The organism is Halomonas sp. MMH1-48 (assembly GCF_022348105.1).
GTDB classification, from domain to species: Bacteria; Pseudomonadota; Gammaproteobacteria; order Pseudomonadales; family Halomonadaceae; genus Vreelandella; species Vreelandella piezotolerans.
In genome coordinates, this window is the sequence record NZ_JAKRFL010000017.1 from 14546 (window position 1) to 37379 (window position 22834).

The 22834-nt window shown below is 61.1% G+C and carries 21 protein-coding genes; 15 read left to right on the forward strand and 6 right to left on the reverse strand.

Annotated features, from left to right (window positions below):
• The first annotated feature begins 4 nt into the window (after positions 1-4).
• The 5 genes from MHM37_RS13705 to recQ all read left to right on the forward strand — a co-directional run bounded on the left by MHM37_RS13705 (position 5) and on the right by recQ (position 6433).
• Positions 5-1135, forward strand: a complete 1131-nt coding sequence (locus MHM37_RS13705) for an ABC transporter ATP-binding protein (RefSeq protein ID WP_239297039.1) — start codon at positions 5-7, stop codon at positions 1133-1135.
• Between the two features lie 44 nt (positions 1136-1179).
• Complete coding sequence (locus MHM37_RS13710) at positions 1180-2460, forward strand: ABC transporter substrate-binding protein (protein WP_239297042.1); 1281 nt, start codon at positions 1180-1182, stop codon at positions 2458-2460.
• Between the two features lie 63 nt (positions 2461-2523).
• Positions 2524-3408, forward strand: coding sequence for a sugar ABC transporter permease (locus MHM37_RS13715; RefSeq protein ID WP_239297045.1), 885 nt, complete (start codon positions 2524-2526; stop codon positions 3406-3408).
• Positions 3405-4250, forward strand: a complete 846-nt coding sequence (locus MHM37_RS13720; RefSeq protein ID WP_219861873.1) for a carbohydrate ABC transporter permease — start codon at positions 3405-3407, stop codon at positions 4248-4250. The genes MHM37_RS13715 and MHM37_RS13720 overlap by 4 nt, the downstream gene beginning before the upstream one ends.
• Positions 4251-4312: 62 nt before the next feature.
• Positions 4313-6433 (forward strand): DNA helicase RecQ, encoded by a 2121-nt coding sequence (gene recQ, locus MHM37_RS13725; RefSeq protein ID WP_239297047.1) that lies wholly within the window; start codon positions 4313-4315, stop codon positions 6431-6433.
• Here recQ and mtnA read toward each other — a convergent pair.
• Positions 6430-7449: an S-methyl-5-thioribose-1-phosphate isomerase gene (gene mtnA / locus MHM37_RS13730; RefSeq protein WP_239297048.1), complete on the reverse strand. Its 1020-nt coding sequence runs from the start codon at positions 7447-7449 to the stop codon at positions 6430-6432. The genes recQ and mtnA overlap by 4 nt on opposite strands.
• A 105-nt stretch (positions 7450-7554) precedes the next feature.
• Here mtnA and mtnB point away from each other — a divergent pair, with 105 nt between their 5' ends.
• Genes mtnB through MHM37_RS13745 form a run of 3 tightly spaced genes read left to right on the forward strand, consistent with a single transcriptional unit; the run spans position 7555 to position 9412 of the window.
• Complete coding sequence (mtnB, locus tag MHM37_RS13735; RefSeq protein WP_239297049.1) at positions 7555-8142, forward strand: methylthioribulose 1-phosphate dehydratase; 588 nt, start codon at positions 7555-7557, stop codon at positions 8140-8142.
• Positions 8142-8828: an acireductone synthase gene (gene mtnC / locus MHM37_RS13740; protein WP_239297051.1), complete on the forward strand. Its 687-nt coding sequence runs from the start codon at positions 8142-8144 to the stop codon at positions 8826-8828. Before mtnB ends, mtnC begins: the two co-directional genes overlap by 1 nt.
• A 35-nt stretch (positions 8829-8863) precedes the next feature.
• Complete coding sequence (locus MHM37_RS13745; RefSeq protein ID WP_239297052.1) at positions 8864-9412, forward strand: cupin; 549 nt, start codon at positions 8864-8866, stop codon at positions 9410-9412.
• Positions 9413-9496: 84 nt separating this feature from the next.
• Here the strand turns inward: MHM37_RS13745 and mtnK are convergent, their stop codons facing one another.
• Positions 9497-10759, reverse strand: a complete 1263-nt coding sequence (gene mtnK / locus MHM37_RS13750; RefSeq protein ID WP_239297053.1) for an S-methyl-5-thioribose kinase — start codon at positions 10757-10759, stop codon at positions 9497-9499.
• A 222-nt stretch (positions 10760-10981) separates the two neighbouring features.
• Here mtnK and MHM37_RS13755 point away from each other — a divergent pair, with 222 nt between their 5' ends.
• Positions 10982-12661: a PAS domain-containing methyl-accepting chemotaxis protein gene (locus MHM37_RS13755; protein WP_239297054.1), complete on the forward strand. Its 1680-nt coding sequence runs from the start codon at positions 10982-10984 to the stop codon at positions 12659-12661.
• Between the two features lie 92 nt (positions 12662-12753).
• On the opposite strand, the gene MHM37_RS13760 is transcribed toward MHM37_RS13755, so the two are convergent.
• A complete protein-coding gene (locus MHM37_RS13760; RefSeq protein WP_153843050.1) occupies positions 12754-13989 on the reverse strand; it encodes a diguanylate cyclase in 1236 nt (411 codons plus the stop codon).
• A gap of 198 nt (positions 13990-14187) precedes the next feature.
• Between MHM37_RS13760 and MHM37_RS13765 the strand changes: the two genes are divergently transcribed.
• Positions 14188-14472, forward strand: coding sequence for a YrhK family protein (locus tag MHM37_RS13765; protein WP_153843049.1), 285 nt, complete (start codon positions 14188-14190; stop codon positions 14470-14472).
• On the opposite strand, the gene MHM37_RS13770 is transcribed toward MHM37_RS13765, so the two are convergent.
• Entirely contained in the window at positions 14469-15227 is a 759-nt protein-coding gene (locus MHM37_RS13770; protein ID WP_239297055.1) for a DeoR/GlpR family DNA-binding transcription regulator, read from the reverse strand. The genes MHM37_RS13765 and MHM37_RS13770 overlap by 4 nt on opposite strands.
• 156 nt (positions 15228-15383) lie before the next feature.
• Here MHM37_RS13770 and MHM37_RS13775 point away from each other — a divergent pair, with 156 nt between their 5' ends.
• The 5 genes from MHM37_RS13775 to MHM37_RS13795 are packed head-to-tail and all read left to right on the forward strand — an operon-like array spanning position 15384 to position 20644.
• On the forward strand, positions 15384-16364 hold the full coding sequence (locus tag MHM37_RS13775) for an ABC transporter substrate-binding protein (RefSeq protein WP_219861898.1): 981 nt from the start codon (positions 15384-15386) through the stop codon (positions 16362-16364).
• Between the two features lie 2 nt (positions 16365-16366).
• Positions 16367-18067, forward strand: a complete 1701-nt coding sequence (locus tag MHM37_RS13780) for an iron ABC transporter permease (RefSeq protein ID WP_139525779.1) — start codon at positions 16367-16369, stop codon at positions 18065-18067.
• Positions 18055-19107 carry an ABC transporter ATP-binding protein gene (locus tag MHM37_RS13785; RefSeq protein ID WP_239297057.1) on the forward strand — a complete coding sequence of 351 codons (1053 nt, stop codon included), beginning with the start codon at positions 18055-18057 and terminating at the stop codon, positions 19105-19107. Before MHM37_RS13780 ends, MHM37_RS13785 begins: the two co-directional genes overlap by 13 nt.
• A complete protein-coding gene (locus MHM37_RS13790) occupies positions 19104-20186 on the forward strand; it encodes an MBL fold metallo-hydrolase (RefSeq protein WP_239297059.1) in 1083 nt (360 codons plus the stop codon). The genes MHM37_RS13785 and MHM37_RS13790 overlap by 4 nt, the downstream gene beginning before the upstream one ends.
• A gap of 11 nt (positions 20187-20197) precedes the next feature.
• A complete protein-coding gene (locus tag MHM37_RS13795) occupies positions 20198-20644 on the forward strand; it encodes an HAD family acid phosphatase (RefSeq protein WP_153843044.1) in 447 nt (148 codons plus the stop codon).
• On the opposite strand, the gene MHM37_RS13800 is transcribed toward MHM37_RS13795, so the two are convergent.
• Positions 20641-21804 carry an MFS transporter gene (locus MHM37_RS13800; RefSeq protein WP_239297061.1) on the reverse strand — a complete coding sequence of 388 codons (1164 nt, stop codon included), beginning with the start codon at positions 21802-21804 and terminating at the stop codon, positions 20641-20643. The genes MHM37_RS13795 and MHM37_RS13800 overlap by 4 nt on opposite strands.
• Positions 21795-22799: a GlxA family transcriptional regulator gene (locus tag MHM37_RS13805; protein WP_239297063.1), complete on the reverse strand. Its 1005-nt coding sequence runs from the start codon at positions 22797-22799 to the stop codon at positions 21795-21797. The genes MHM37_RS13800 and MHM37_RS13805 overlap by 10 nt, the downstream gene beginning before the upstream one ends.
• Positions 22800-22834 lie beyond the last annotated feature (35 nt).

Below are 22834 nucleotides of genomic sequence, written 5' to 3' on the forward strand. Positions count from 1 at the left end.
TGCTATGTCACAACAGCCGCAAATACGCCTTCAAAGCGTTTCCAAGCACTGGGGCGCGACCACGGCAGTCAACGACATTTCCTTCGACATTCAGCCTGGGCAGTTCGTCATCCTGCTGGGGCCGTCAGGCTGTGGAAAATCCACCACGCTGCGCATGATCGCAGGTTTGGAAGAAGCCAGCAGCGGGGAGATTCATATTGGTGAGCGCGATGTGACACGCCTGCCACCTGGCGACCGTGGGCTGAGCATGGTGTTTCAGTCCTATGCGCTATTTCCGCATTTGAGCGTGGCCGACAACATCGTCTTTGGCCTGCGCAGCCGGAAGGTAGCGAAGGCAGAACGGCAGCAGCGCCTGGCCCAGGTGGTCGAGCTGGTGGACCTGACGGATTACCTGCACCGCAAACCGGCCCAGCTTTCCGGCGGCCAGCGTCAGCGGGTGGCGCTGGCGCGAGCGATTATCTCTGAGCACCCCATCTGTTTGATGGATGAGCCGCTGTCCAACCTCGATGCGCGGCTGCGCAGCGATATGCGCAGGGAGATCAAAGCCCTGCAATCACGACTCGATATGACGGTGGTTTACGTCACTCACGATCAGGTGGAGGCCATGAGCATGGGAGACCGTGTGATCTTGATGCAACAAGGACATATCGTGCAGGACGGCACACCCGACGAACTTTATAACCAGCCCGCCAGTGCGTTTGCCGCCAGCTTTATTGGCAGCCCAGCCATGAACCTTTTGCCTCTGGTGCAAGGTGACCAGGGGGCCGTTATCGAGGGCGAACCCTCGACCCCAGTGGCTCCCATGGAGGCCGCCGGGGGGCAGCTGGGCGTGCGCCCTGAAGATATCGAACTGCGCCCAGCATCCGAGGCAGGCATTCCGGCCCAGGTACTCAGTGATGAGTACTTAGGTGCCGACACGATTGCCCATGTCGCCGTCGGCAATCACACCGTGCGCGTTCGCCTGAGCGGTAAGCAAGCGCTCTCGGGTAAGCCCTGCAAACTCTACTGGACGCCAGATAGCGCCCATTTGTTTGATCGACAGGGTCTGCGTCAGCAAGCGTTAGCGCCTCTTGCCTTACCCGCTTCGCATCGAAGCGTACCGCGCCCGCCCGCCGTGGGCTCTTTCCAACACTGACCGCTCTCATCCTGACAACATCACAAACACTTGTGGAGTCTCTCATGCGTTCTCAGTTCTCTTTTGCAATGACAGCCATCGCCGCAGCACTGTTAGGTGCCGGTCACGCCAGCGCTAACAGTGTCGACTTGACGATGTACTACCCTGTTTCCGTAGGTGGCGCACTGACCGAGGTCGTTGACAACTTGGTGGACGAGTTCGAAAGCGAACACCCGGATATCAACGTAGAAGCCATCTACGCAGGCAACTACGACGACACTCGCGTGCGCGCCATGTCCGCCATGGAAGCGGGCGATACGCCTCAGCTCTCGGTGCTGTTCTCTATCGACCTTTACGAGTTACTGGAGCAGAACGCCATCGTGGCCTTCGATGACTTGGTCGAAACCGACGAAGAGCGCGAATGGTTGGATAGCTTCTACCCCGGGCTGATGGAGAACGGTCAGTTGGATGGCAAGACCTACGGTATCCCCTTTCAGCGCTCCACCATCGTGCTGTTCTGGAACAAGGACGCCTTTGCAGCCGCTGGCCTGGACCCGGAAACGCCGCCGGAAAACTGGGAAGAGATGGCCGAGATGGCGGCTGCCGTGCGCGAAGCCTCGAACGGAGAACAATGGGGCGTGATGGTACCGTCCACCGGCTACCCCTACTGGATGTTCCAGGCGTTCGCCTTCCAGAACGGCCATCGCCTGATGAACGACGATGGCACCGAGGTCTATTTTGACGACCCGGCCGCCATCGAAGCTCTCGAATACTGGGTGTCGCTGGCTACCGAGCACGATGCCATGCCTAGCGGCACCATCGAGTGGGGCACTCTGCGCCAGAACTTCCTAGAGCAGTCCACCGCCATGATGTGGCACACGACGGGTAACCTGACCGCCGTACGCAACGAGGCCAATTTCGAATTTGGCGTCGCCATGCTGCCCATGAAGACCCAGCGCGGCAGCCCCACTGGCGGCGGCAATTTCTACATCTTTGAAGATGCCAGCGAAGAAGAGCAGCGCGCGGCGATGACCTTCATCCGCTGGATGACCGCGCCCGAGCGTGCCGCCGCATGGTCGATCGAGACCGGCTACATGGGCGTTAGCCCCGCCGCTTACGAAACCGACGCGCTACAACGCTATGTGGCAGAGTTCCCACCCGCAGCGGTCGCCCGTGACCAGCTGGAACACGGCACGGCGGAGCTTTCCACCTACCAAGGAGGCCGCATTCGCCGCGCCTTGGATAACGCTGTACAAGCGGCGCTGACCGGACAGATGTCGCCAGAGGAAGCACTTAGCCAAGCACAGCAAGAAGCCGACAGCGTGTTGCGCCGCTACGCACGCTAATCGTCAGACATATGACTGTTCGCCGGGGCATGCCCCGGCTTTTCCAACGTCTGGTACTGCTCTATGTCATTCAACGACCACCGCAAAATGCAGCTCTATGGCGCGCTTCTGCTGCTACCCGCTGCGGTGCTGCTGACAACGTTTGCCTATTTGCCGACCGTTTCTACGGTCATTAACAGCCTTTTCTTACCCGGCTTCCGCGGTGCGCCCCCTGAATTCGTAGGCATCGAGAACTATCAGGTGCTGTTCGATGACCCAACGTTTTGGCAGGTAGCCCGCAATAATCTGTTCTATGCACTAGGTACCATTCCCACCTCTATTGCGCTGGCCTTGGGCATGGCGCTATTCGTCAACGGCAAACTGCCGGGGCGCGGTTTTGTACGTATGGCCTACTTTACGCCGACGATTCTACCCATGATCGCCGCGGCCAATATCTGGATGTTTTTTTATGCGCCGCAGATTGGGCTGTTTAACAGTGTGCTCGGTGCGCTGGGATTTTCCGGCGTTAACTGGCTAGGCGATCCAAGCGTTGCGTTAAGCTCGGTCATCGTCATGTCGGTGTGGAAAGAAACCGGCTTTTTTATGATTTTCTATCTCGCGGCGCTGCAGAGCATCCCACCCGAGTTAAAAGAGGCTGCCGACCTTGAAGGGACGAACCGTTGGAGCTTTTTCTGGCGGGTCACCTTTCCGCTACTGATGCCCACCACGCTGTTTGTGCTGATCAACGCGCTGATCAATGCGGTGCGGGTGGTCGACCACCTGTTCATTCTGACCAAGGGCGGGCCCAATAACGCCACCAACCTGCTGCTCTATTACGTCTACGAGAACGCGTTCTCCTTCTTCGACCGCACCATGGCGGCCACCATCACCGTGGTCATTCTGCTGGTACTGGCGGTGGTGGCCACGCTGAAGTTCACAATCCTGGACCGCAGGACGCACTACCAATGAATACGCCCGCTACCTACGCGCCCCGCGCGCGCTTCGACTACTCCCTACCAGCGTTGGAAACGATAGCGGCATGGCTACTCGCGGTTATTTGGATCTTTCCACTGCTGTACGCCTTTTGGGCCGCCTTCCACCCCAGCGAATTCATGGTGACTTTCGATCTGTTCGCCCCGCTCACACTGGATAACTTCATGAACGCCTGGGCCCAGGCCCCCTTTGCGCGTTACTACCTGAACACCTTCGCGCTGGTGACCGGCGTGGTACTGGCCCAGTTCGTGGTCTGCACGCTGGCCGCCTTTGCCTTTGCCCGCTTTCCGATCCCCGGCAAGCACCTGCTGTTCATGCTGGTGCTGATTCAGCTATTCGTGTTTCCCGAAGTGCTGATCGTCGAGAACTACCGTATTGCCAGCGAGCTGGGGCTGATCAATACCATCACCGGCATTGGCCTGCCCTACGTGGCCAGCGCCTTCGGCATTTTCCTGCTGCGTCAGACCTTCAAGACCATCCCCCGAGAGCTGGAGGACGCCGCCCGTATCGAGGGCTGTGGCTGGCTGGAAATTCTGTGGAAGGTCTACGTGCCGCTGGCCAAGCCCACCTATCTGGCCTACGGGCTGGTGTCGATCAGCCACCACTGGAACAACTTCCTGTGGCCGCTGGTGGTGACCAACTCCGTGGAGAGCCGCCCGCTGACGGTGGGATTGGGCGTGTTCTCCGCGCCAGAAACCGGCGTCAACTGGGCCACCGTCAGCGCTGCCACACTGCTGAGTATTGCGCCGCTGCTGGTGGCTTTTCTGCTGTTCCAGCGCCAGTTCGTGCAATCGTTTTTACGGGCGGGGATTCGCTAACCCAACTCACTCGAGTTTTCGTGCGACAATTCTCCTTCACGCACACGACAAGGAGAGCAGCGATGCACGGCGACCCGGCAGCCCTCAAGGTACTGCAAGACGTCTTTGGCTTTGAGCGCTTTCGTGGCCCCCAGCAGGCCATCATCGAGCACGTGACGGGCGGCGGAGACGCGCTGGTGCTGATGCCCACCGGCGGCGGCAAATCGCTGTGCTATCAAATCCCGGCGCTGCTGCGCTCTGGCACCGCCATCGTGGTCTCGCCGCTCATCGCGCTGATGCAGGATCAGGTGGCCGCGCTGATTCAGAACGGGGTGCGCGCCGCCTATCTCAACTCCAGCCTTGAGATGCATGAGGCGATGGAGGTGGAGAACCGCCTGCGCGCAGGCGAGCTGGACCTGCTCTACGTCGCGCCCGAGCGGCTGGCCACGGCGCGCATGCAGATGCTGCTGGAGCAGACGCGCATTGCGCTGTTCGCCATCGACGAGGCCCACTGCGTTTCCCAATGGGGGCACGATTTCCGCCCCGAGTATCGCCAGCTCTCCCATCTGCACCAGCGTTTTCCTGACGTGCCGCGCATCGCGCTCACCGCCACCGCCGACGTGCCTACCCGGCACGACATCATGGAGCATCTTCAGCTTCAGGAAGCCGCGCTCTACAACAACGGCTTCGACCGCCCCAATATTCGCTACCACATCGCTGAAAATCAGGGCAATGCCAAAGAGCAGCTGCTGAGTTTCATCCGCGAGCATCACGACGGCGAGGCGGGCATCGTCTACTGCCTCTCCCGCCGTAAGGTGGAAGAGACCGCCGCCTGGCTGGCCCGCCAGGGACTCACCGCGCTGCCCTACCACGCCGGACTGTCAGCCGAGCAGCGCCAGCAGCACCAAACCCGCTTTCTGCGCGAAGATGGCGTGGTGATCGTCGCCACCATTGCCTTCGGCATGGGCATCGACAAACCCGACGTACGCTTCGTGGCGCACCTCAACCTGCCCAAAAGCATCGAAGCCTACTACCAGGAGACCGGCCGCGCCGGACGCGACGGGCTGCCCGCCGATGCCTGGATGGCCTACGGCCTTCAGGACGTGATCACCCTGCGCCAGATGCAGCAGGACTCCAGTGCCGCCGACCAGCAGAAGCGCATCGAGCAACAGAAGCTCGATGCCATGCTGGGGCTCTGCGAGATTATTAGCTGCCGCCGTCAGGCGCTGCTCCACTACTTTGGCGATTCGCTAGATGAACCCTGCGGCAACTGCGATAACTGCCTCACCCCGCCCGACACCTGGGAGGCCACCGTGGCCGCGCAGAAGGCGCTGTCGTGTGTCTACCGCACCGAACAGCGCTTTGGCGTCACTTATCTGGTGGATGTGCTGCTCGGCAAGCGCAACGAGCGTATCAGCCGCTTTGGCCACGACAGCCTGAGCACCTTCGGCATCGGCCAGGAGCTCACCGCCAGCGAGTGGAAAGCGCTGTTTCGTCAGCTGATCGCCAGCGGCTATTTGAGCGTTGATATGGAGGGACATGGCGGCATCAAGCTCACCGCCAACGCCAGGCCCATACTGCGCGGCGAGCAACGTCTCACCCTGCGCAAACCCAGCAAGCCAGCGCGGCGCGGAGCCAAAGGGGCATCCGCCGCCAAGGGCCATGGCGCACTGTGGGAAGCACTGCGCCAGCATCGCAAGGCGCTTGCCGATGCCCAGGGCGTACCCGCCTACGTGATCTTCAACGACGCCACCCTGGCCGAGCTGGTAGCGCAAAAACCGCAAACGCTGCAGGCACTGGGCACCATTTCGGGCATCGGCGCACGCAAGCTAGAAGATTACGGCGAAGGCTTTCTGGCGGTGGTGCTAGCCCACCCCGACGAGGCTACCGCCAGCATCCCGGTGGGCAGCAGCGCTCTAGAATCTGCCGCGCTACTGCGCCAAGGGCTAACGCCGGAACAGGTCGCCGAGCAGCGCGGGCTGGCCGCCAATACGGTCTACCGCCATTTGAGCGACGCCATTCAAGGCAGCGAACTGGCACTGGAAGAGGTGGTCAACCTGGACCCAGCGACCCTGGCGCAGATTCGCGCAGCGTTTGAGCAGTTTCCAGGCCAGGGGCTGAAAGTGGTGTTCGAAGCGCTGGAAGGCCGTATTGCTTACCCGATACTGCATTGCGTGCGGGCGTCTATGGCTGCCATGAGTTAGTGCCACCCCCGCAGATGCTCGCCCTGGGCAATGGCAGCGGCGTCGAACACGCCGGTATCCAAAATCCAGGCGGTGACCAGCTTGGCGGGGGTTACGTCAAAGGCGGGGTTCCACACCGGCGCATCGCTCGGTGCCCACACCACCCCGCCAAACGCCCCTGTGGCACCGCGCACCTCCGCGCCATCGCGCTGCTCGATGGGAATCGCCGCGCCGGTCGCGCAGGCGGGGTCGACCGTGGTGTAAGGGGCGACCACATAAAACGGCACCTGATGGTAGTGCGCCGCCACCGACAGCATGTAAGTGCCCACTTTGTTGGCAAAGTCGCCGTTGGCGCAGATGCGATCTGCTCCGACCATCACTTTATCCACCTTGCCCGCTGCCATCAGGCTGGCCGCCATGCTGTCGGTGATCAACTGGTAGGGAATGTCTAAATCCGCCATCTCCCAGGCGGTCAAGCGGCCGCCTTGAAGCAGCGGGCGGGTCTCATCCACATAGACATGCAGATCGATGCCGCGCTGTTTGGCGATGGCCAGCGCGCCAATCGCGGTACCTACGCCCGCCGTGGCCAGCGCGCCGGTGTTGCAGTGGGTCAGCACGCGGTCGCCGGAGGCCAGCAGGTCGGCGCCCCGCTCGGCCATGCGTTGGCACAGGGCGCGGTCCTCTTCGAACAGCGCTTTGGCACGCTCGGCCAGGGCGTCCGCGCCCTGGGCAAAACAGGCTTCCATGGCATCCAGGCAGTACATTAGGTTCACCGCCGTCGGGCGCGTTGCCCGTAAGCGGTCGCTCACTAACTGCCAATCGCTTTGCGGATGGCGCGCCGCGTACTGGGCCAATACGAAGGCGGCGCTCAAGCCGATCAGCGGCGCCCCGCGAATGGCAAGGCGTTTGACCGCGTGCTGCCACGCCTCGGGAGAGTCGCAGCGCACCCACTCTTCGGCCTGGGGGAGCCGAGTCTGATCCAAATACTCGAGCGCGTCGGCATACACCCGTAAACTGCGTGACTGTAAATTGACCATGAAGGGCTCCTTGAGGTCTTGAACCGGTGAACGCGGCGCGCGGCTTATCAGGCGCGAAGCTTATCATATAGAATGGCCGCCACTAGACGAGGCGATGCTGACCCGATGAACACCTTACACACCGAACTGCTGGACGCCATCTCCTGGGCGGCCCAGCAAGGCTGGACGCCCGCCACCGGCGGCAACTTTTCCGCGCGTACCGAAACGGGCTATATAGTCACCGCCTCCGGGCGGGATAAAACCCGACTCCAGCCGGACGATCTGCTGCACTGCGACCTGGAAGGCCGCGTATTGGAAGGCAACGGCAAACCCAGCGCCGAAAGCGACCTGCACGCCACGCTGTACCGGCTAGACCCGGCCATCCACTGCGTGCTGCATACCCACACCGTGGCCAGCACCGTGCTGTCGCGGCGCTTTCCGGAAGGTATCGAGCTAAGCGGCTTCGAGATGCAAAAGGCGTTGGCGGGCAACGTGACCCATGATGCGACGATTCTTTTGCCGGTGGTGCCCAACTCCCAGGACATGGAGGAGCTGGCCGCGCACGTTCGCCAAGGCTGGCCGATGCCATGGGGTTTTCTAGTCGGGGGCCACGGCATTTACGCCGTGGGCGATAGTATCGCCAGTTGCCGCCGTCACCTGGAAGCGATTGAATTCTTACTTGCCTGTGTACTGGAAGAGAGCCGGTGGTCCTAATGAGTCAATCAACCGTTCGCGCCATCGTGACCGATATCGAAGGCACCACTACCGATATCAATTTCGTCCATAACGTGTTGTTCCCCTACGCCTACGCCAAGCTGCCCGACTTTCTGTGCGAAAACGCCGAGGCACCGGCAGTGGCCGAGCAGCTAGACGCTGTGCGCAGAGATATGCAGGACCCCGAGGCCACGCTGGAAGCGGTAATCGCCACGCTGCTGCACTGGATCGATACCGACCAGAAAGTGACCCCACTCAAAGCCCTGCAGGGTATGGTGTGGGCCGACGGCTACCAGCGCGGCGACTTCACCGGCCATTTATACGTGGATGTCGCGCCAGCCCTGCGCCAGTGGCAGGCGGAAGGCAAGGCGCTGTATGTGTACTCGTCAGGCTCGGTGCAGGCGCAGAAATTGCTGTTTGGCTATAGCGATGAGGGCGATTTGACCCCGCTCTTCAGCGGCTATTTCGACACCCATATTGGCCATAAGCGTGAGGCCGCGGCCTATCAGCGCATTGTCGAGGCGCTCGATCTACCTGCAGAGTCGGTACTGTTCCTGTCGGATGTGGTCGAAGAGCTGGACGCGGCCCAGCAGGCGGGCATGCAAACGCTACAGCTGGTGCGTGAAGGTACCCAGGCGGGCACCCGCCATCCGTGCGTCACCCGTTTCGACGAGATCCACCTGTAACGTTTCTGTCTCGTCACTTTCAAGGAGAGCTTACGATGTCGCAACTCAAAGTATTTGCCGATAAAAATCCCCATGATGCCCTCATCGACACCACCGACGGCGAACGGATTACCGCTGAGCTAAACCAGGTAGGCGTACTGTTCGAGCGCTGGGCAACCCCAGGCGAGATTGCCGACGATGCCACCCAAGAAGAGATTCTGGCGCTCTACCAGGAGGACATCGACCGGGTCAAAGCCAAGGGCGGCTACCAAACCGTCGACGTGCTGCACATGGTGCCCACCCACCCGGATAAAGACGCGATGCGCCAGAAATTCCTGAACGAGCACCGCCACCACGAAGACGAAGTGCGCTTCTTCGTCAAAGGCCAGGGGCTGTTCTGCCTGCACATCGACGACAAGGTGTATCAGGTGCTTTGCACCCGCAACGACCTGATCAGCGTGCCCGCCAACACCCCGCACTGGTTCGACATGGGCCCCGAGCCGGAATTTACCGCACTGCGCTTCTTCGACAACGTGGAAGGCTGGGTCCCCCACTGGACCGAAAGCGACATCGCCGGGAAGTTTGATCGTTTAGATCAGCTTTAACGGTTAAATAGTGAATGGTCAGTCGTGAATAGTAGGAGGCCGCGTTAGCGTTTGTGCACTAACGCGGCCTCTTTTGTTGTGCGCTTACAACACCGCTTTCTGGTTAAACGTTTTGGCCAGCTCTGCCAGTGCCTTGAGATCAGAGTAAGCTTGCGGCTCCATGATTAGCGCTTGGCCCATCAACACGTTGCGCGCTTCCAACTCGGCGCGTAAGCCAGTGTCTTCGATCTCTTCGAAGTCGGCGTTGTGGGCCAGCGAGAGCACGCGGCGGTGCATTTCGATGCCGCAGTAGGCCAGGGCATCTTCACGAATCTCATCCAGCAGCGCATCGCAGGCGTCGTCGGCGCTGTTACCCTGATCTTCGAACAGCGCTTTGGGAAATAGAATCCCGGTGCGCTCGGTTTGCCAGAGATGGCGAAACGTCTCGTCGAAGCGGTTAAAGCACTCGGTGATCACTTCTAAAATCCACGCTTGGTAGGCGTCTAGCTCGGCTTCCGCACGGTGAGCGGGCTGGCTAAAGTAGGCCATGAAGAAGTTCGCCACCGCCATGCCCAGGTCGAACGCCATGGGGCCGTACTGGGAAAACTCGGGGTCGATGACGCGCACGCTGGTGTCGGTGGCCATGATGGAGCCGGAGTGCAGGTCGCCGTGGAGCATGGTTTCGGTGTTCGAGGTGAACTTCATCAACAGCCGCTGCACCTTGGCCTTCAGGCGGGCGTTGCGGCGCAGCTCATCCACCACGGGCGATAGCTCCGGCGTATGGCGGTTCATCTCCGCGCCGTAGTAGGGGTCGGTGAACACCAACGATTCGGTGATCGCGGGAATCGCGACATTTCCAGAGAACAGCCCCACGTCGGCTTTTTTGTCCGGGCTCGCCATGGAGAGCTCCGAGCCGCGAAACGCCGTGCACGCACAGAATTCACCCAACGTAGCGCCCAGCTTCTCTACCCGTTCGCCGCTGATCAGCTTGCGCCGCAAAATCACGTGCGGATGCAGATACTCCATCACGATCAGCGCCTGGGGCTTGTCGAAGTAGTACACCTCGGGCGCCACGCCGGGCGCCCGCGCGGCTTGGCGCACCAGGGCAAAGTACTCGTAGTGGGCGCGATAGAGCGGCAGCGGCCAGCTCTCGCCCACCATGCGCACGTAGGGCAGCGCCTGCTTGACCACCACGCTTCCGGCACTGCCGGTGACGATGAATACCAGGTTGAGGTTGCCGTCGCCCACCTCACGGATGCGCCACTCGGCAGGATCTCCCCCCACGCGGCTAGCGACGGCCTCCACTTCCCCTAGCCGCTGCCCCAGGGTCTCCACTGCTAGCGCTCGATACGTCTGCTCGTTTGCCACCGCTGCTTCCTCGCACAAAATGAAGTCGTGTTTGTCATACCCCGTTAGCGTTGTCAATTCGCTGCCGGAGACACGGTCAACCCCGTCGATGGGCGCGGCGGTGGTTGCGAAGACGGTTGCGGAGACAGTTGCAAAGAAATGTTAAACAGGAAGCCGCTCAATGGACAACTTTTGTACTAGTTTTATAGTGAATACCTGACCAATCCCATCAGGTACTCCATCATGAAAAACAATGGCACCGTGACCCAGGTGGAACATCCTCTCCGTGACGATGATGTGCTGATTTCCAAAACCGACAACAGCAGCTACATCGCCTACGCCAATCATCGATTCGTCGAGATCAGCGGCTTCGAGTACGACGAGTTGGTGGGCTCGCCCCATAACATGGTGCGCCATCCAGACATGCCGTCGCCCGTGTTCGCCGATATGTGGCGCGATCTGAAAGCGGGTCAGTACTGGAGCGGCCTGGTCAAAAACCGGCGTAAGAACGGCGACCACTACTGGGTACGCGCCAACGTCGTGCCCATTCGGGAAAACGACAAAGTGACCGGATTCGTCTCGATCCGTGTCAAACCCTCCCAGGCTGACGTCGAGAATGCCGAGCACATCTACCGCGATATGCGTGAGAATCAGGGACGCTTTACGATCAAGCATGGCGAAGTCATGGCCCGCAACCCGCTAAAACGGCTAGCGAGCGCCACCTGGTGGGCGCCTCGGCTGGCCAACGTATCGGGCGTGCTGTACACCTTGGCCGCCACCGGCATGCTGATGCTAGCCAGCGCCTGGTGGCTGGGCGGCCAAGTTGCCAACGGGGTGCTCACCCCGCTGCTCGCCATGGTGTTGGCCACGGGCTTGCTGTTGAGCCTACTCCAGTGGCGTCAGGCGCGCCGACTCCGGCGCTTTCTGCACAAGGCCAACGACTTCGCGCTGCAAATCGCAGCGGGGGATCTCAACGCGCAGGTGCCCTCGGTCGGCCATGTCGCCATGGATAACACGCTCGCCACCATGAATTTCATGCGCCGCTCGCTCGAAGCGCTGATTGGCGATGTGGACCAGCGTATTGCCCAGGTCATGCCCTCGGTGGAAGCGCTGTCCCACCACAACCAAGCCATGGGCCATCGTGTGGATCAGCAGGCCTCAGCCGTGCAGCAAACCGCCGCTAGTGCAGAGCAAATCGCCTCGACCGTGCGGCAAAGCTCGGACAACGCCCAGCTTGCCAGCCAGGCCTCGGTGGGTAACGTCAGCGAAGTCGATAACGCGGTGGCGATTATGCATGAGCTGGCCGAAGCGATGGACGGCATCACGGCGACGTCTCAAGACATGGCGGGCATCGTCAAAACGATCGATCACATTGCTTTCCAAACCAACATCTTGGCGCTGAATGCGTCGGTGGAAGCGGCGCGCGCCGGTGAGCATGGCCGTGGCTTTGCGGTGGTAGCCGAAGAGGTACGCCGCCTGGCACGCCAGTCTGCGGAAGCCGCCCATCAGGTACAAACGCTGATCGAGACCGCGCGTCAGCGCATCGAAGCCGGGCAGCATAAAGCCGGCTCGGCGGGCGATGCCATGGGGCGCATTCGCCAGGCCAGCCATAACGTCAACGACTTGATGGAGGAGATTCGTGCGGCCGCTCGAGAACAAAGCGAGGGCATCGCGCAGATCAGTCAGGCCATTTCCCAGATCGACCGAGGAACTCAAGAGAGCGCCGCCAGCATGGATGCGTATCTGAACGCCGTCGACGTGCTCTCTCGCGAGGTCAACTACTTGGCCCACAGCGCCCACGCGTTCATGCCGGTCACGAACACTCAGGCATCCGCCCCTGTGCTGCCACGAACCAGCAACAACGTTTACCAGCTTCCCATGGCTGAAAAATCCACCACATTTCCTAGAGCGCAAGCGGTATAACCCCGCGCCGCGGGTGGCGCATGCCACCCGCGGCTATGCACCCTGCAGAGTAAAAGGGATTGAAAGAACCGTCTGGATGTCCATGCCATTGGCTATTGAATGGATATGCTTAAGCCATCGCCGCTCAGCGCATCCGGTGAACTGATCATCACCACGCGGTTACGCCCTTGTCGCTTGGCCTCGTAAAGCGCCTGATCGGCAGCTCTGAATAGCTGAGAGGCGTTCACGCCCACAGTGGGCTGCAGCACCGCCCCACCCACGCTAATGGTGACATAATCAGGCGCGACCCGGCCCAGGTGGGGTAGCTGCAGCGCTTCCACCGAGTGGCGCAGCTGCTCGGCTTGATCCAACACCGCTTGATGCGGCTGCCCTTTGCTCAATACGACGAACTCTTCACCGCCAAAGCGCGCCACCACGCAGGCGCTGCTCGCATGGGTAGCTAGCGTGCTGGCGACACTTTTTAGGCAGTGATCGCCCTGCAAATGGCCGTAGTAGTCGTTATAAGCTTTGAAACAGTCGATATCGATCACCATCAGGCCTACCGTGGCACGCTCCTCCACGGCTTGCTGCCAATAGTGGTTGAATAGCGCATCGAACTGGCGGCGGTTGGCTAACTCCGTCAACGGGTCGGTCAACGACAACTTGGACAATTCCGCATTACTGCGCAGCGCATGCCCGGTCCGATGGGTTTCGCGCAGCAACAGCAAGTAGGCTTTGCGTTCGCTGGCTTCCAGGCGGTAATTGGCCACCAAGGTGAATACCGCTTTGGCACAGATCGAGAAAATCGCCAGTCTCTTGACCTCGGTGGGCATCGGGTCGTAGCCAATGACGAAGTACACCATAATCGCCACGCTCAACAGCGACGACCCCAGGGCATAGGAAAAGCGCAGTGAATAGAGAATATTCCCAACGACTAAAATAAGGCCAAACGAAAAAATATCGAGATAAGAGTAAGGCGACTTCGACGATACAGAGATCAAGCACGATGCCACCATGCCGACGACGACCGTGCTTGCCATCATGGTTTCGCGCGCGCTTCCCGAGACGCCTTTATAAACCGCCCACAAGATGGGCAGGCCAAACGGTAGAACGACGAAACCTCTGATCAGCACAGAGAGCCAAAACACCTCTGGGCGAAAGCTGTAATCGTTAATGAGAAACAGGCTGTAGATCAGTGCCGCAATCAGGCCCGCGACGACCATATTGCGGTTTCGCTGCGGCTGGGTGTCGCGCTCGAAACGAGCTTCTAGCGCGCGCGAAAAACGCAGATGCCATTTAGGGTGGGATAACTCGTGCTCAATGGTGCTAGCAAAAGAGTCACTGGTCATTCACACCTCGCGAAGAAACTGCGCTTCTCAATCGTGCAGATACGAGAACTTGCCATCATGTTGCCAGACGATCATGACAGCCGTCAGCGCTCGCTTAATAGCACTAGTTAATCTATTTTCATGTCCTCTTACAACTATCTAAAAACTGCAATTCAAGAAAGTGGTTTAAATTTTTCTTTTTTTCACAAAGGAGCGCACATGGCCCGACAAACCGTCTCGTCAGAGCGTGATCTCACCTTTACCATGGGCCGCGAAGAGCTGGTCATTCACCGCCGTTATGAGGTGCTCGGTATCGTCAACGACTTTCTAATCGGCATCTGGTTCGTCATCGGTAGCGTCTGTTTTTTTTACGAGGGTGCAGTACAAACCGCTGGGGTTTGGCTCTTCGTCATTGGTAGCGTGCAACTGTTGATACGTCCAGCGATCCGCCTGCATCGCTACGTCTATTTCAAACGTCTGCCCGACGAGCAGCACGATGCCTAACCGCCACTCATGAAGCGCACGCCCTGGGCAGCTAACGGGCTTCTCAGCCGGTCGGGCAAGGGGCTGTCGGTGATGACGGCGTGATAATCTGCCAGGGACCCGGCGGCACAGCGTAGCGGCAGGTCGAATTTGGTCTTGTCCAACACGAGAATGCGGTACGCCGCATGGGCCAGCAGGGCCTCGCGGGCCATCACTTCGTCGTCGTTGTAGTCGTAAAGCTGGCCGTGGCTATCCATACCGCCCACGGAGACAATGCCGACATCCACCCGGTAGCGCTGAAAAAAGCGCCACGCGTCGCCACCAATCACGTCCTGGTCGCGGCGGCGCACCCGACCGCCGGCCACTATCAGATCACACTCCAGCGCGCATAGCTTGATCAAGGCGTGCAGGTTATTGGTCATGATCTGCAGGCCCTGCTTGTCGTGCAGCGCATCGGCTAACTGCTCGACCGTCGTGCCCGTCCCCAGAAAGAGCGATTGGTGATGCGTAATCAACGAGGCGGCCTGACGTGCAATATGTCGTTTGCCCGCCTGATTGACGATTTGGCGCTGGTCGTAGCCCACGTTCTCTTGGTCGGGAAAGGGCATCACTTCGCCGTGACGGCGTAAAATCAGCCCCTGCTCAGCCAAGACGCGAATATCCCCACGCAGGGTTTGCACGGAGACGCCAAAATGATGGGCCAGCGCCGCAAGCGTTTGCCGCCCCTCTTCTCGCACGTGCGCTAATACGGCACGCCGCCTCTCTGTCACGTTCATACCGCGCCACCTTTCCTTTTATCGTTTCCATTGGAAAAACGAAAAAACCATTCCCGCTAGCGAAAGCTTTTCGCTATCAAACGAAAGCGTAGTGTCACGATGTTGTAAGCCGATGACAGTAGTGTGGTGACTGTTCACCTACTGGAGGTTTTCTCGATGTTGAAGCGCTCGTTGTGTTCCGCCGTGACTCTCGCAAGCATTGCCCTCTCCACCTCGTCGTTCGCTGATGAGAAGCTGGTGCTCTATACCAGCCAGCCTAATAGCGATGCCCAGCAAACGGTCGATGCTTTCCAAGCCGCCTATCCAGACATCGAAGTGGAGTGGGTGCGCGACGGCACCACCCGCCTGATGACACGGCTGCGCTCGGAGCTTGCTGCCGGTGTCAGCAACCCCGACGTGCTGCTGATTGCCGACAGCATGACCATGACCTCGCTGAAACAAGAGGGCCATTTACAGCCCTACCTCAGCCCCGAGCGCGACGCCTACGACGAAGCGCTTTACGACCCGGAGGGCTACTTCTACGGCACCAAGCTCATCACCACCGGCATCGTGTACAACACCGGCGCCGAGCAGCAGCCCCAACGCTGGGAAGATCTGACCGGCTCTGAATATGAAGGCCTCGTCACCATGCCTAGTCCGCTGTACTCCGGCGCAGCGCTGATTCATATGGCAGCCATCGCGGAGAATCCAGCGTTAGGACTCGAGTACTACGAAGCGCTTCAAGCCAACCGCACGGAAGCCCAGGGCGGTAACGGCGGCGTGTTCAATGCCGTGGCCGCGGGCACCAAGCCCTACGGCATCGTGGTGGATTTTCTACCCATCCGGGAAGCCGCGAAAGGCTCGCCCGTGGCGTTCGTGTTTCCTGAAGAGGGCGTGAGCGCCGTTACCGAGCCCGTGGCCATCATGCAGGAGGCCGAGAACCTGGACGCCGCTCAAAAATTCGTCGACTTCGTGCTTTCCCAAGAGGGGCAAACACTGGTCAGCCAGCAGGGTTACCTGCCTGCTCACCCGGACGTGACACCGCCTGAGGGCTTCCCTGAGCGGAGCAGCATCGACCTCATGCCGGTGGATATCGAACAGGCACTCGAGCAGGAAGAGACGCTCAAGCAGCGTTTTAGCGATCTGTTCGGCGGCTAATCATGACCCCTTCGCTCAACCTTGGCAGCCAGCACCGCTGGCTGCTTAGCCTGATCACCCTGCTCGTCGTTCTGCTCAGCCTCGCGCCCAGTGTGCGTCTGCTCGTCGAAGCATTGAGTGACCTTGGCCAGGGCAGCCAGGCACCGCTGTGGAAAGTGCTCAATGCCGCCAGCACGTGGCGTGCGTTATGGCACAGCCTGTATACCTCGGGCCTGGGTATGCTGATCGCTCTGGTGCTGGGCAGCCTGTTCGCCTTCGTGATCACCCTGACGGACATTCGCGGCAAAGCGTGGCTGGTGTTCTGCTTCATGCTGCCCATGATGATTCCGCCCCAGGTCACCGCGCTGAGCTGGCTGCAGCTATTCGGCCCGGCCAGCCCGCTATTGAAGAGCATCGGTATGGCGCCGCCCCTGGGTAGCCCGCAGCCGCTCTACTCCGCAGAGGGTATTGCCCTGCTGCTAGGTATCCAGAGTGCGCCGCTGGTATTTTTGGCGCTACGCACCTCCTTGCTATCGCTACCCCGCGAATTGATCGAAGCCGCCCGCATCAGCGGCGCGCGACAGGCTCAGGTGTGGGGCCATATCATCTTGCCCATCACCCGCCACGGCTTGGTGACGGGAGCCGCCATGGCGTTCATCTCCAGCCTGGGTAACTTTGGCATTCCCGCGATGCTCGGTATTCCCGCCGGTTATTACGTGCTGCCCACGCTGATTTATCAACGCATGGCCAGCTTTGGCACCGGCGTGCTGGCAGAGATGGCGGCGCTTTCGATGCTGATCGGCGTCCTGGCACTGGCGTGCGTGGCCTTGCAGCAGCATTGGATGAACCGCAGCCGCTTTGGGTTAGGCGGCCATAGCGGCCGCGCACACGATTTTTTGCTAGGCCGCTATCGCCCGCTGGTCACGGCTCTGCTGGTCGGCGTCCTGATGGTGATCCTGGTCGCGCCGCTGGCCGCTCTGGTGGTGAGCTCTTTGGTACCGGCGATGGGCGTGCCGCTTAGCGCTGACACCGTCACGCTCGATGCCTACCACGAGGTGATCGGTCGTCAAGGCGCCACTTGGCGGGCAGTGAGTAACAGTCTTTGGCTGGCGGGCGGTGCCGCGCTAGTGCTCATGCTCTGCAGCCTGCCGCTCGCCTACCGTTTACAGCGGCTTCCCCCGCGCCTGCAGCAGCTCACCCTGAGCGCCATCGAGCTGCCCTACGCGCTGCCCGGCGTGGTGCTGGCGATTGCCTGCATTCTACTGTTCGTACGCCCCTTACCGCTCATCGACCTAGCGCTTTACGGCACGCTCGGGCTGATTTTCGTGGCCTATTTGGCGCGCTTTCTGGTGGTCTGCCTAAAACCGGTGAGTGCCAGCTTGGCCCAGCTAGATCCCTCCTTGGAAGAAGCCGCTCAGCTGGCGGGCGCGGGCCCCTGGCGTCGGCTCATCACCATTTTGCTTCCGCTAATGGCGCCCTCGCTGTTCGCCGGAGGGCTGCTGGTGTTTCTGCTGGCGGTGAACGAACTGACCGTCTCCGCGCTGCTCTGGAGCGCCGGGAATGAAACCCTGGGCGTGCTGATTTTCAATCTGGACGAGGGCGGCGAGAGCGTGCTGGCAGCGGCCGTTTCCGTGCTGGTGGTGATCATGGTCGCCACGCTGATGCTATCGCTCAGCCTGCTGGCCCCCCGTTTACCTAAAGGAGTCGTGCCGTGGCAGGGCTAGCGATTCATCGTGTTACCAAGCAGTTTGGCGATCACCGGGCGGTGGATGATTTGTCGCTGGAGATAGTCCCTGGCGAATTCGTCGCCCTGCTCGGTCCCAGCGGCTGCGGCAAAACCACCATGCTGCGGATGCTGGCCGGGTTCGAGCAGATCAGTAGCGGCTCCCTGACACTCAACGGCACCCTCCTCGCCAGCGACCAGCATCACATGCCTCCTGAGCAGCGCAATATGGCGATGGTGTTTCAGTCCTACGCGCTATGGCCGCACATGAGCGTGGCCGACAACGTGGGCTACCCGCTGAAACTTCGCCGCGTTCAGGGCAGCGAGTATCAGCGCCGGGTCGCTCACGCGCTGGAGCAGGTCGCGCTTACCCCCTACGCCCAGCGCTCGCCGCAAGAACTCAGCGGCGGCCAGCGCCAGCGGGTGGCGCTGGCGCGCTGCCTGGTCACCGACCCCGACGTGGTGCTGCTCGATGAGCCGCTCGCCAACCTGGACCGCAACCTACGCGCTTCCATGGAGCACAGCTTCGTCGACTTCCACCGCCGCACCCAGGCCACCATGGTCTATGTCACTCACGACCAGAGCGAGGCGATGGCCATGGCGGATCGCATTGCGGTGATGCGTGACGGCGCGCTGGTGCAGTGGGCGACGCCTGAAACGCTCTATCGAGCGCCGCGCAGTGAGTGGGTCGCTCAGTTCATTGGCCAAGGCAGTCAGCTAAAGGTCGCAGGCGGTACCCCGGGCCAGCGGCTGGATGAGTCAGCGCTGATGCAGGGTTTGTCCGCGCCGCTTTCCGCGCGCACGCAGCCCGTTTTGATACGTCCTGAACATAGTCGTGTCGAGCCACGCGCGCACTCGTCAAACGCCAGCGAGTTGACCGGACGCGTCGAACGACTCACCTTTCGCGGTGAACGCTATGAGCTGCACCTGCGCTTAGCCACGGGAGAAGCGCTGCTGGCCTATCATCACACCGCACTCGACGAAGGCCGGCACGTCGCGGTGCGTTTGCTGGAAGGCTGGTGCCTGGAGCCTGACCAATGAGCGCCACGATTCAGATCCTCAGCGGGCTGGGCGACAAAGGGCCCGCGGCCATCGTGGTCGAAGCGCAAGGCAAACGCCTGCTGCTGGATGCCGGCGGCGCACTGCAACCCGGCGAGCCGGTTACCTGGGCACGCGGGCTCGCCGTGGACGCCGTGTTGATCAGCCATGACCACGTGGACCACATTGGCGGCGTCGTGGAACTGCCCTCGCAGATACCGCTTTACTGCACGCCGTTAGTCGCCAAGGCGCTGCCCCCGCAGCGGGCGTGGCAGCCGCTGCCCTATCGGGGCCGTCTTTACGTCGAAGGCATTGCGGTCACCACCGGTCAAGCGGGGCATTCGCTGGGCGGCGTCTGGCTGCATCTCGACATCGCGGACGGTATTTTTTACAGCGGCGATGCCTGTTTCGAGTCGCGCCTGTTTCCGTTCGATGCGCCCCCACCCGCCCACACGGCGCTGCTAGATGCCTCCTATGGCCGCTACGACCAGCCCCAAGCGCAGTGCATCCACGCCATTGGCAAGGCGTTAGACCACCCTTTGGTGCTGCCGGTACCGGAAACGGGCCGTGCCCTGGAAATGGCGCTATGGCTGGCGGAAGAGGCGGACCAACGCCACCTTCCCTGGGCGATCGATCCGATCATTCGCGATAATCTGGCCGCCCTGCTCGCACTGCCCAAAGACCTTCGCCGTGAAGGGTTAGACGCGGCTATCCAGGCGCTTTTGCAGCGCCCCAATGCCCGCTATCCGGCGCTTTGGCTGGTCAGCGACCGTGACGATGATCCGCCCGACTGGCCGCATCATCGTCTGCTGCACACCGGCTATTTGACGCCGCAGCGTCGCCAACAGCTCTCGGCGGGCGAGGTGCTCTGGCAACGCTGGAACGTCCATCTGCGCGCCTCGCACTTGGTAGCCCTAGCCCACCAGCTCCAAGCGGTCCAAGTGGCACCGCTTTTTACGCCGCTCCATGCCGATGCTGAGGCCGCCTGGCGTAACCTGCTGGGCGAGCGATTCATCAAAAAGCCTTCGCTAAACGCCCCGTCAGCGGCGCGCTCGCACTCTTCACTTCTGTTAACACCCTAGGAAATATCTCTATGAACGCAGTCATTGTCGATGTCGACGGCACGCTGGCCGAATTTCATCCTGCCGATGTCCACGAGTGGGTACTGGGTCCCGCCAAACAGTGGGATCCCTTTTTCGCCCACATGGCCAACGCGCCGGTCATCGAGCCCGTCGCCCGGTTGGTCAAGCTGCTAAAAGCCCAAGGCCAGCAGATCGTCATTTGCAGCGGCCGCCCGGACAGCCATAGAGCGCACACCCACACATGGCTTACTCGCCATGAAATCCCCTTCGACGCCATGTACCTGCGTCCAGAAGGCGATGACCATGTGGATGACGAAGAGGTGAAAGCGGCGCTACTGAACCAAATGCACCGCGACGGCTTTGCCCCTTGGCTCGTGCTGGACGATCGCGACGCCGTGGTCGCCCAGTGGCGCGCACTCGGGCTGACCTGCCTACAGTGCGCGCCGGGAGACTTTTAAGCGCTTGCCAAGCTTGCTCGCCGCTGCCAGATCAACACCAGCAAAGGCATTATCGAGACGGGAATCAGCACTAGGTTCAGCGTCGCCCATCCCAAGCCGCTCACCAGAGGCCCAGCGGCCAACGCCGTCACCGCAGCGGTGCCAAACACTAAAAACTCGTTGGCTGCCTGGGTGCGCGCTTTGTCCACCGGACGGTAGCTCTCGGTGAGCAGGCCCGTGGCGGGCAGGAAGGTGAAGTTCCAGCCCAGCCCAAGCAGCACCAGCGCCACGTTGAAACCGGCCAAGCCGAACTCCCCCTGAGCCACCAGCGCGCAGGCCACCAGCAGCAGACACCCCGCGACGATGACTGGCTTGGCGCCGAAGCGAGCGGCCAAGTGGCCGGTAAAGAAGGAGGGCAGAAACATCGCCACGACATGCCACTGAATGGTCATCGAGACGTGGTGAAAGTGGTGCCCCGCGCTCTCCATGGCCAGCGGCGTGGCGGTCATCGCCAGGTTCATCACCCCGTACCCCACCATCGCGGCACTCACCGCCACGATGAATCCCGGCTGGCGGAGTATCTTACCCAGCGGCACCGGCGTGCCTTCGCTGTGGGTTTTGGAAACGGGTGGTAATCGAGTCACTATCAACACCAGCAGAGCCAGTGAGTAAAGCGCTGCCAACCCGATGAAACTCCCCAAGAACGGAACGTCGCCCAGCTCACGGCTCGCCCGTGCCAGCCACGGCCCGGCAAACGCCGCTAGCACACCGCCTCCCATCACCAAGCCAATCGCCCGGTCGCGCAGTGGCGCAGGCGCGGCCTCTACCGCGGCAAAGCGGTAAAGCTGACCAAACCCAATGCCCACGCCGATCAACCAGGTCGCAAATAAAAACAGCCCAAACCGCTCGCCGATCAGCGCCTGCGTGGCCAACAGAGCCCCCACGAGCCCCACGAGGTTGCCCAGCATAAAGCCCCGTTTACGTCCCAACCGCGCCATGATCAGCGAGGCTGGAATGGTCGCACACATTAGGCCGAGCCATTGCGTCGCCACGGGAGCCGTCGACCATACGGCGCTGGGCGCCAGCGACGCGCCGATCAGCGGCGAGATACCGATCAGCAGCACATTGCCGGTCACCAGTAGCGCTTGGCACAGTGACAAGAGAGAGACGGTTATGGGCATGAGCGGGCCTCCTGACAGACAGCGGCTCGGGAAGAGGCAAAGCGTTGGCGATACACCGAGGGGGAGACGCCGTAGTAGCGCTGAAACTGGCGGCGCAGCTGTTCGGCACCACCCAGCCGCCAGCGCTGTGCAAGACGCTCCAGGGAGAGTGGCTCTCGCTCGTTGAGCAGCGCCAACCGGGCTTGTTCCAAGCGAAGCTGCGTCACATACGCGCCCGGCGTGGTGTTTAAATTCCGCTTGAATAGCCGTGTCAGATGACGTGGCGAAACCGCCATTTGTTCGGCCATGCTCTCCAGGTCGACGTCTTCGCTGGGATCGGCATGCAGTCGGTCCAAGAGACGGCGCAGTGGCCCTGCCGACTGCTGACGACGCAATACCTCACTGAACTGGGACTGGCCGCCAGGGCGCTGTAGAAACACCACTAGCTCTCGGGCCACCTGTCCCGCGAGCTCTGCACCATGATCGGCCTCCACCAGCGATAGCGCTAGATCAATGCCGGCGGTCACCCCAGCGCTGGTATACCTGCCATGGCTTTCGATATAGAGCGCATCGGGCTCCACCCACAGCGCCGGGTACTCTTCCGCTAATTGCTGGGCATGCCGCCAGTGGGTCGTCACACGGCAGCCATCCAGCAAGCCAGCCTCAGCCAGTAAGAACGCCCCGGAGCAAATGGAGCCAAGCCGTCTGACGTCGGGGGCTATCTCACACAGCACTTGCTTGACGGCAGCGACGTCTCGCTGCTGCATCACTCCGCTGCCGCCTGACACTAACAGCGTATCCAACGGCCGTAATTGAGGGAGCTGTTGGTAGGTGTGGGTCGCATGGACGCCCAAGCCGCTATTGGTCAACACGGGCCCCGTGGCCTCGGCCACGAGCGTCAACTGGTACAGCGGCTGAGGGCTCAGCGCGTTCGCGCTGGCAAAAACCTGCCAAGGGCCGCTGACATCCAGCAGTTGGCAGTCGGGGTAGGCAAGCAGAGCAACATGTCGCGTCACAGACTCTCTCCAATAAGAAAATGGAACTAGAGAGA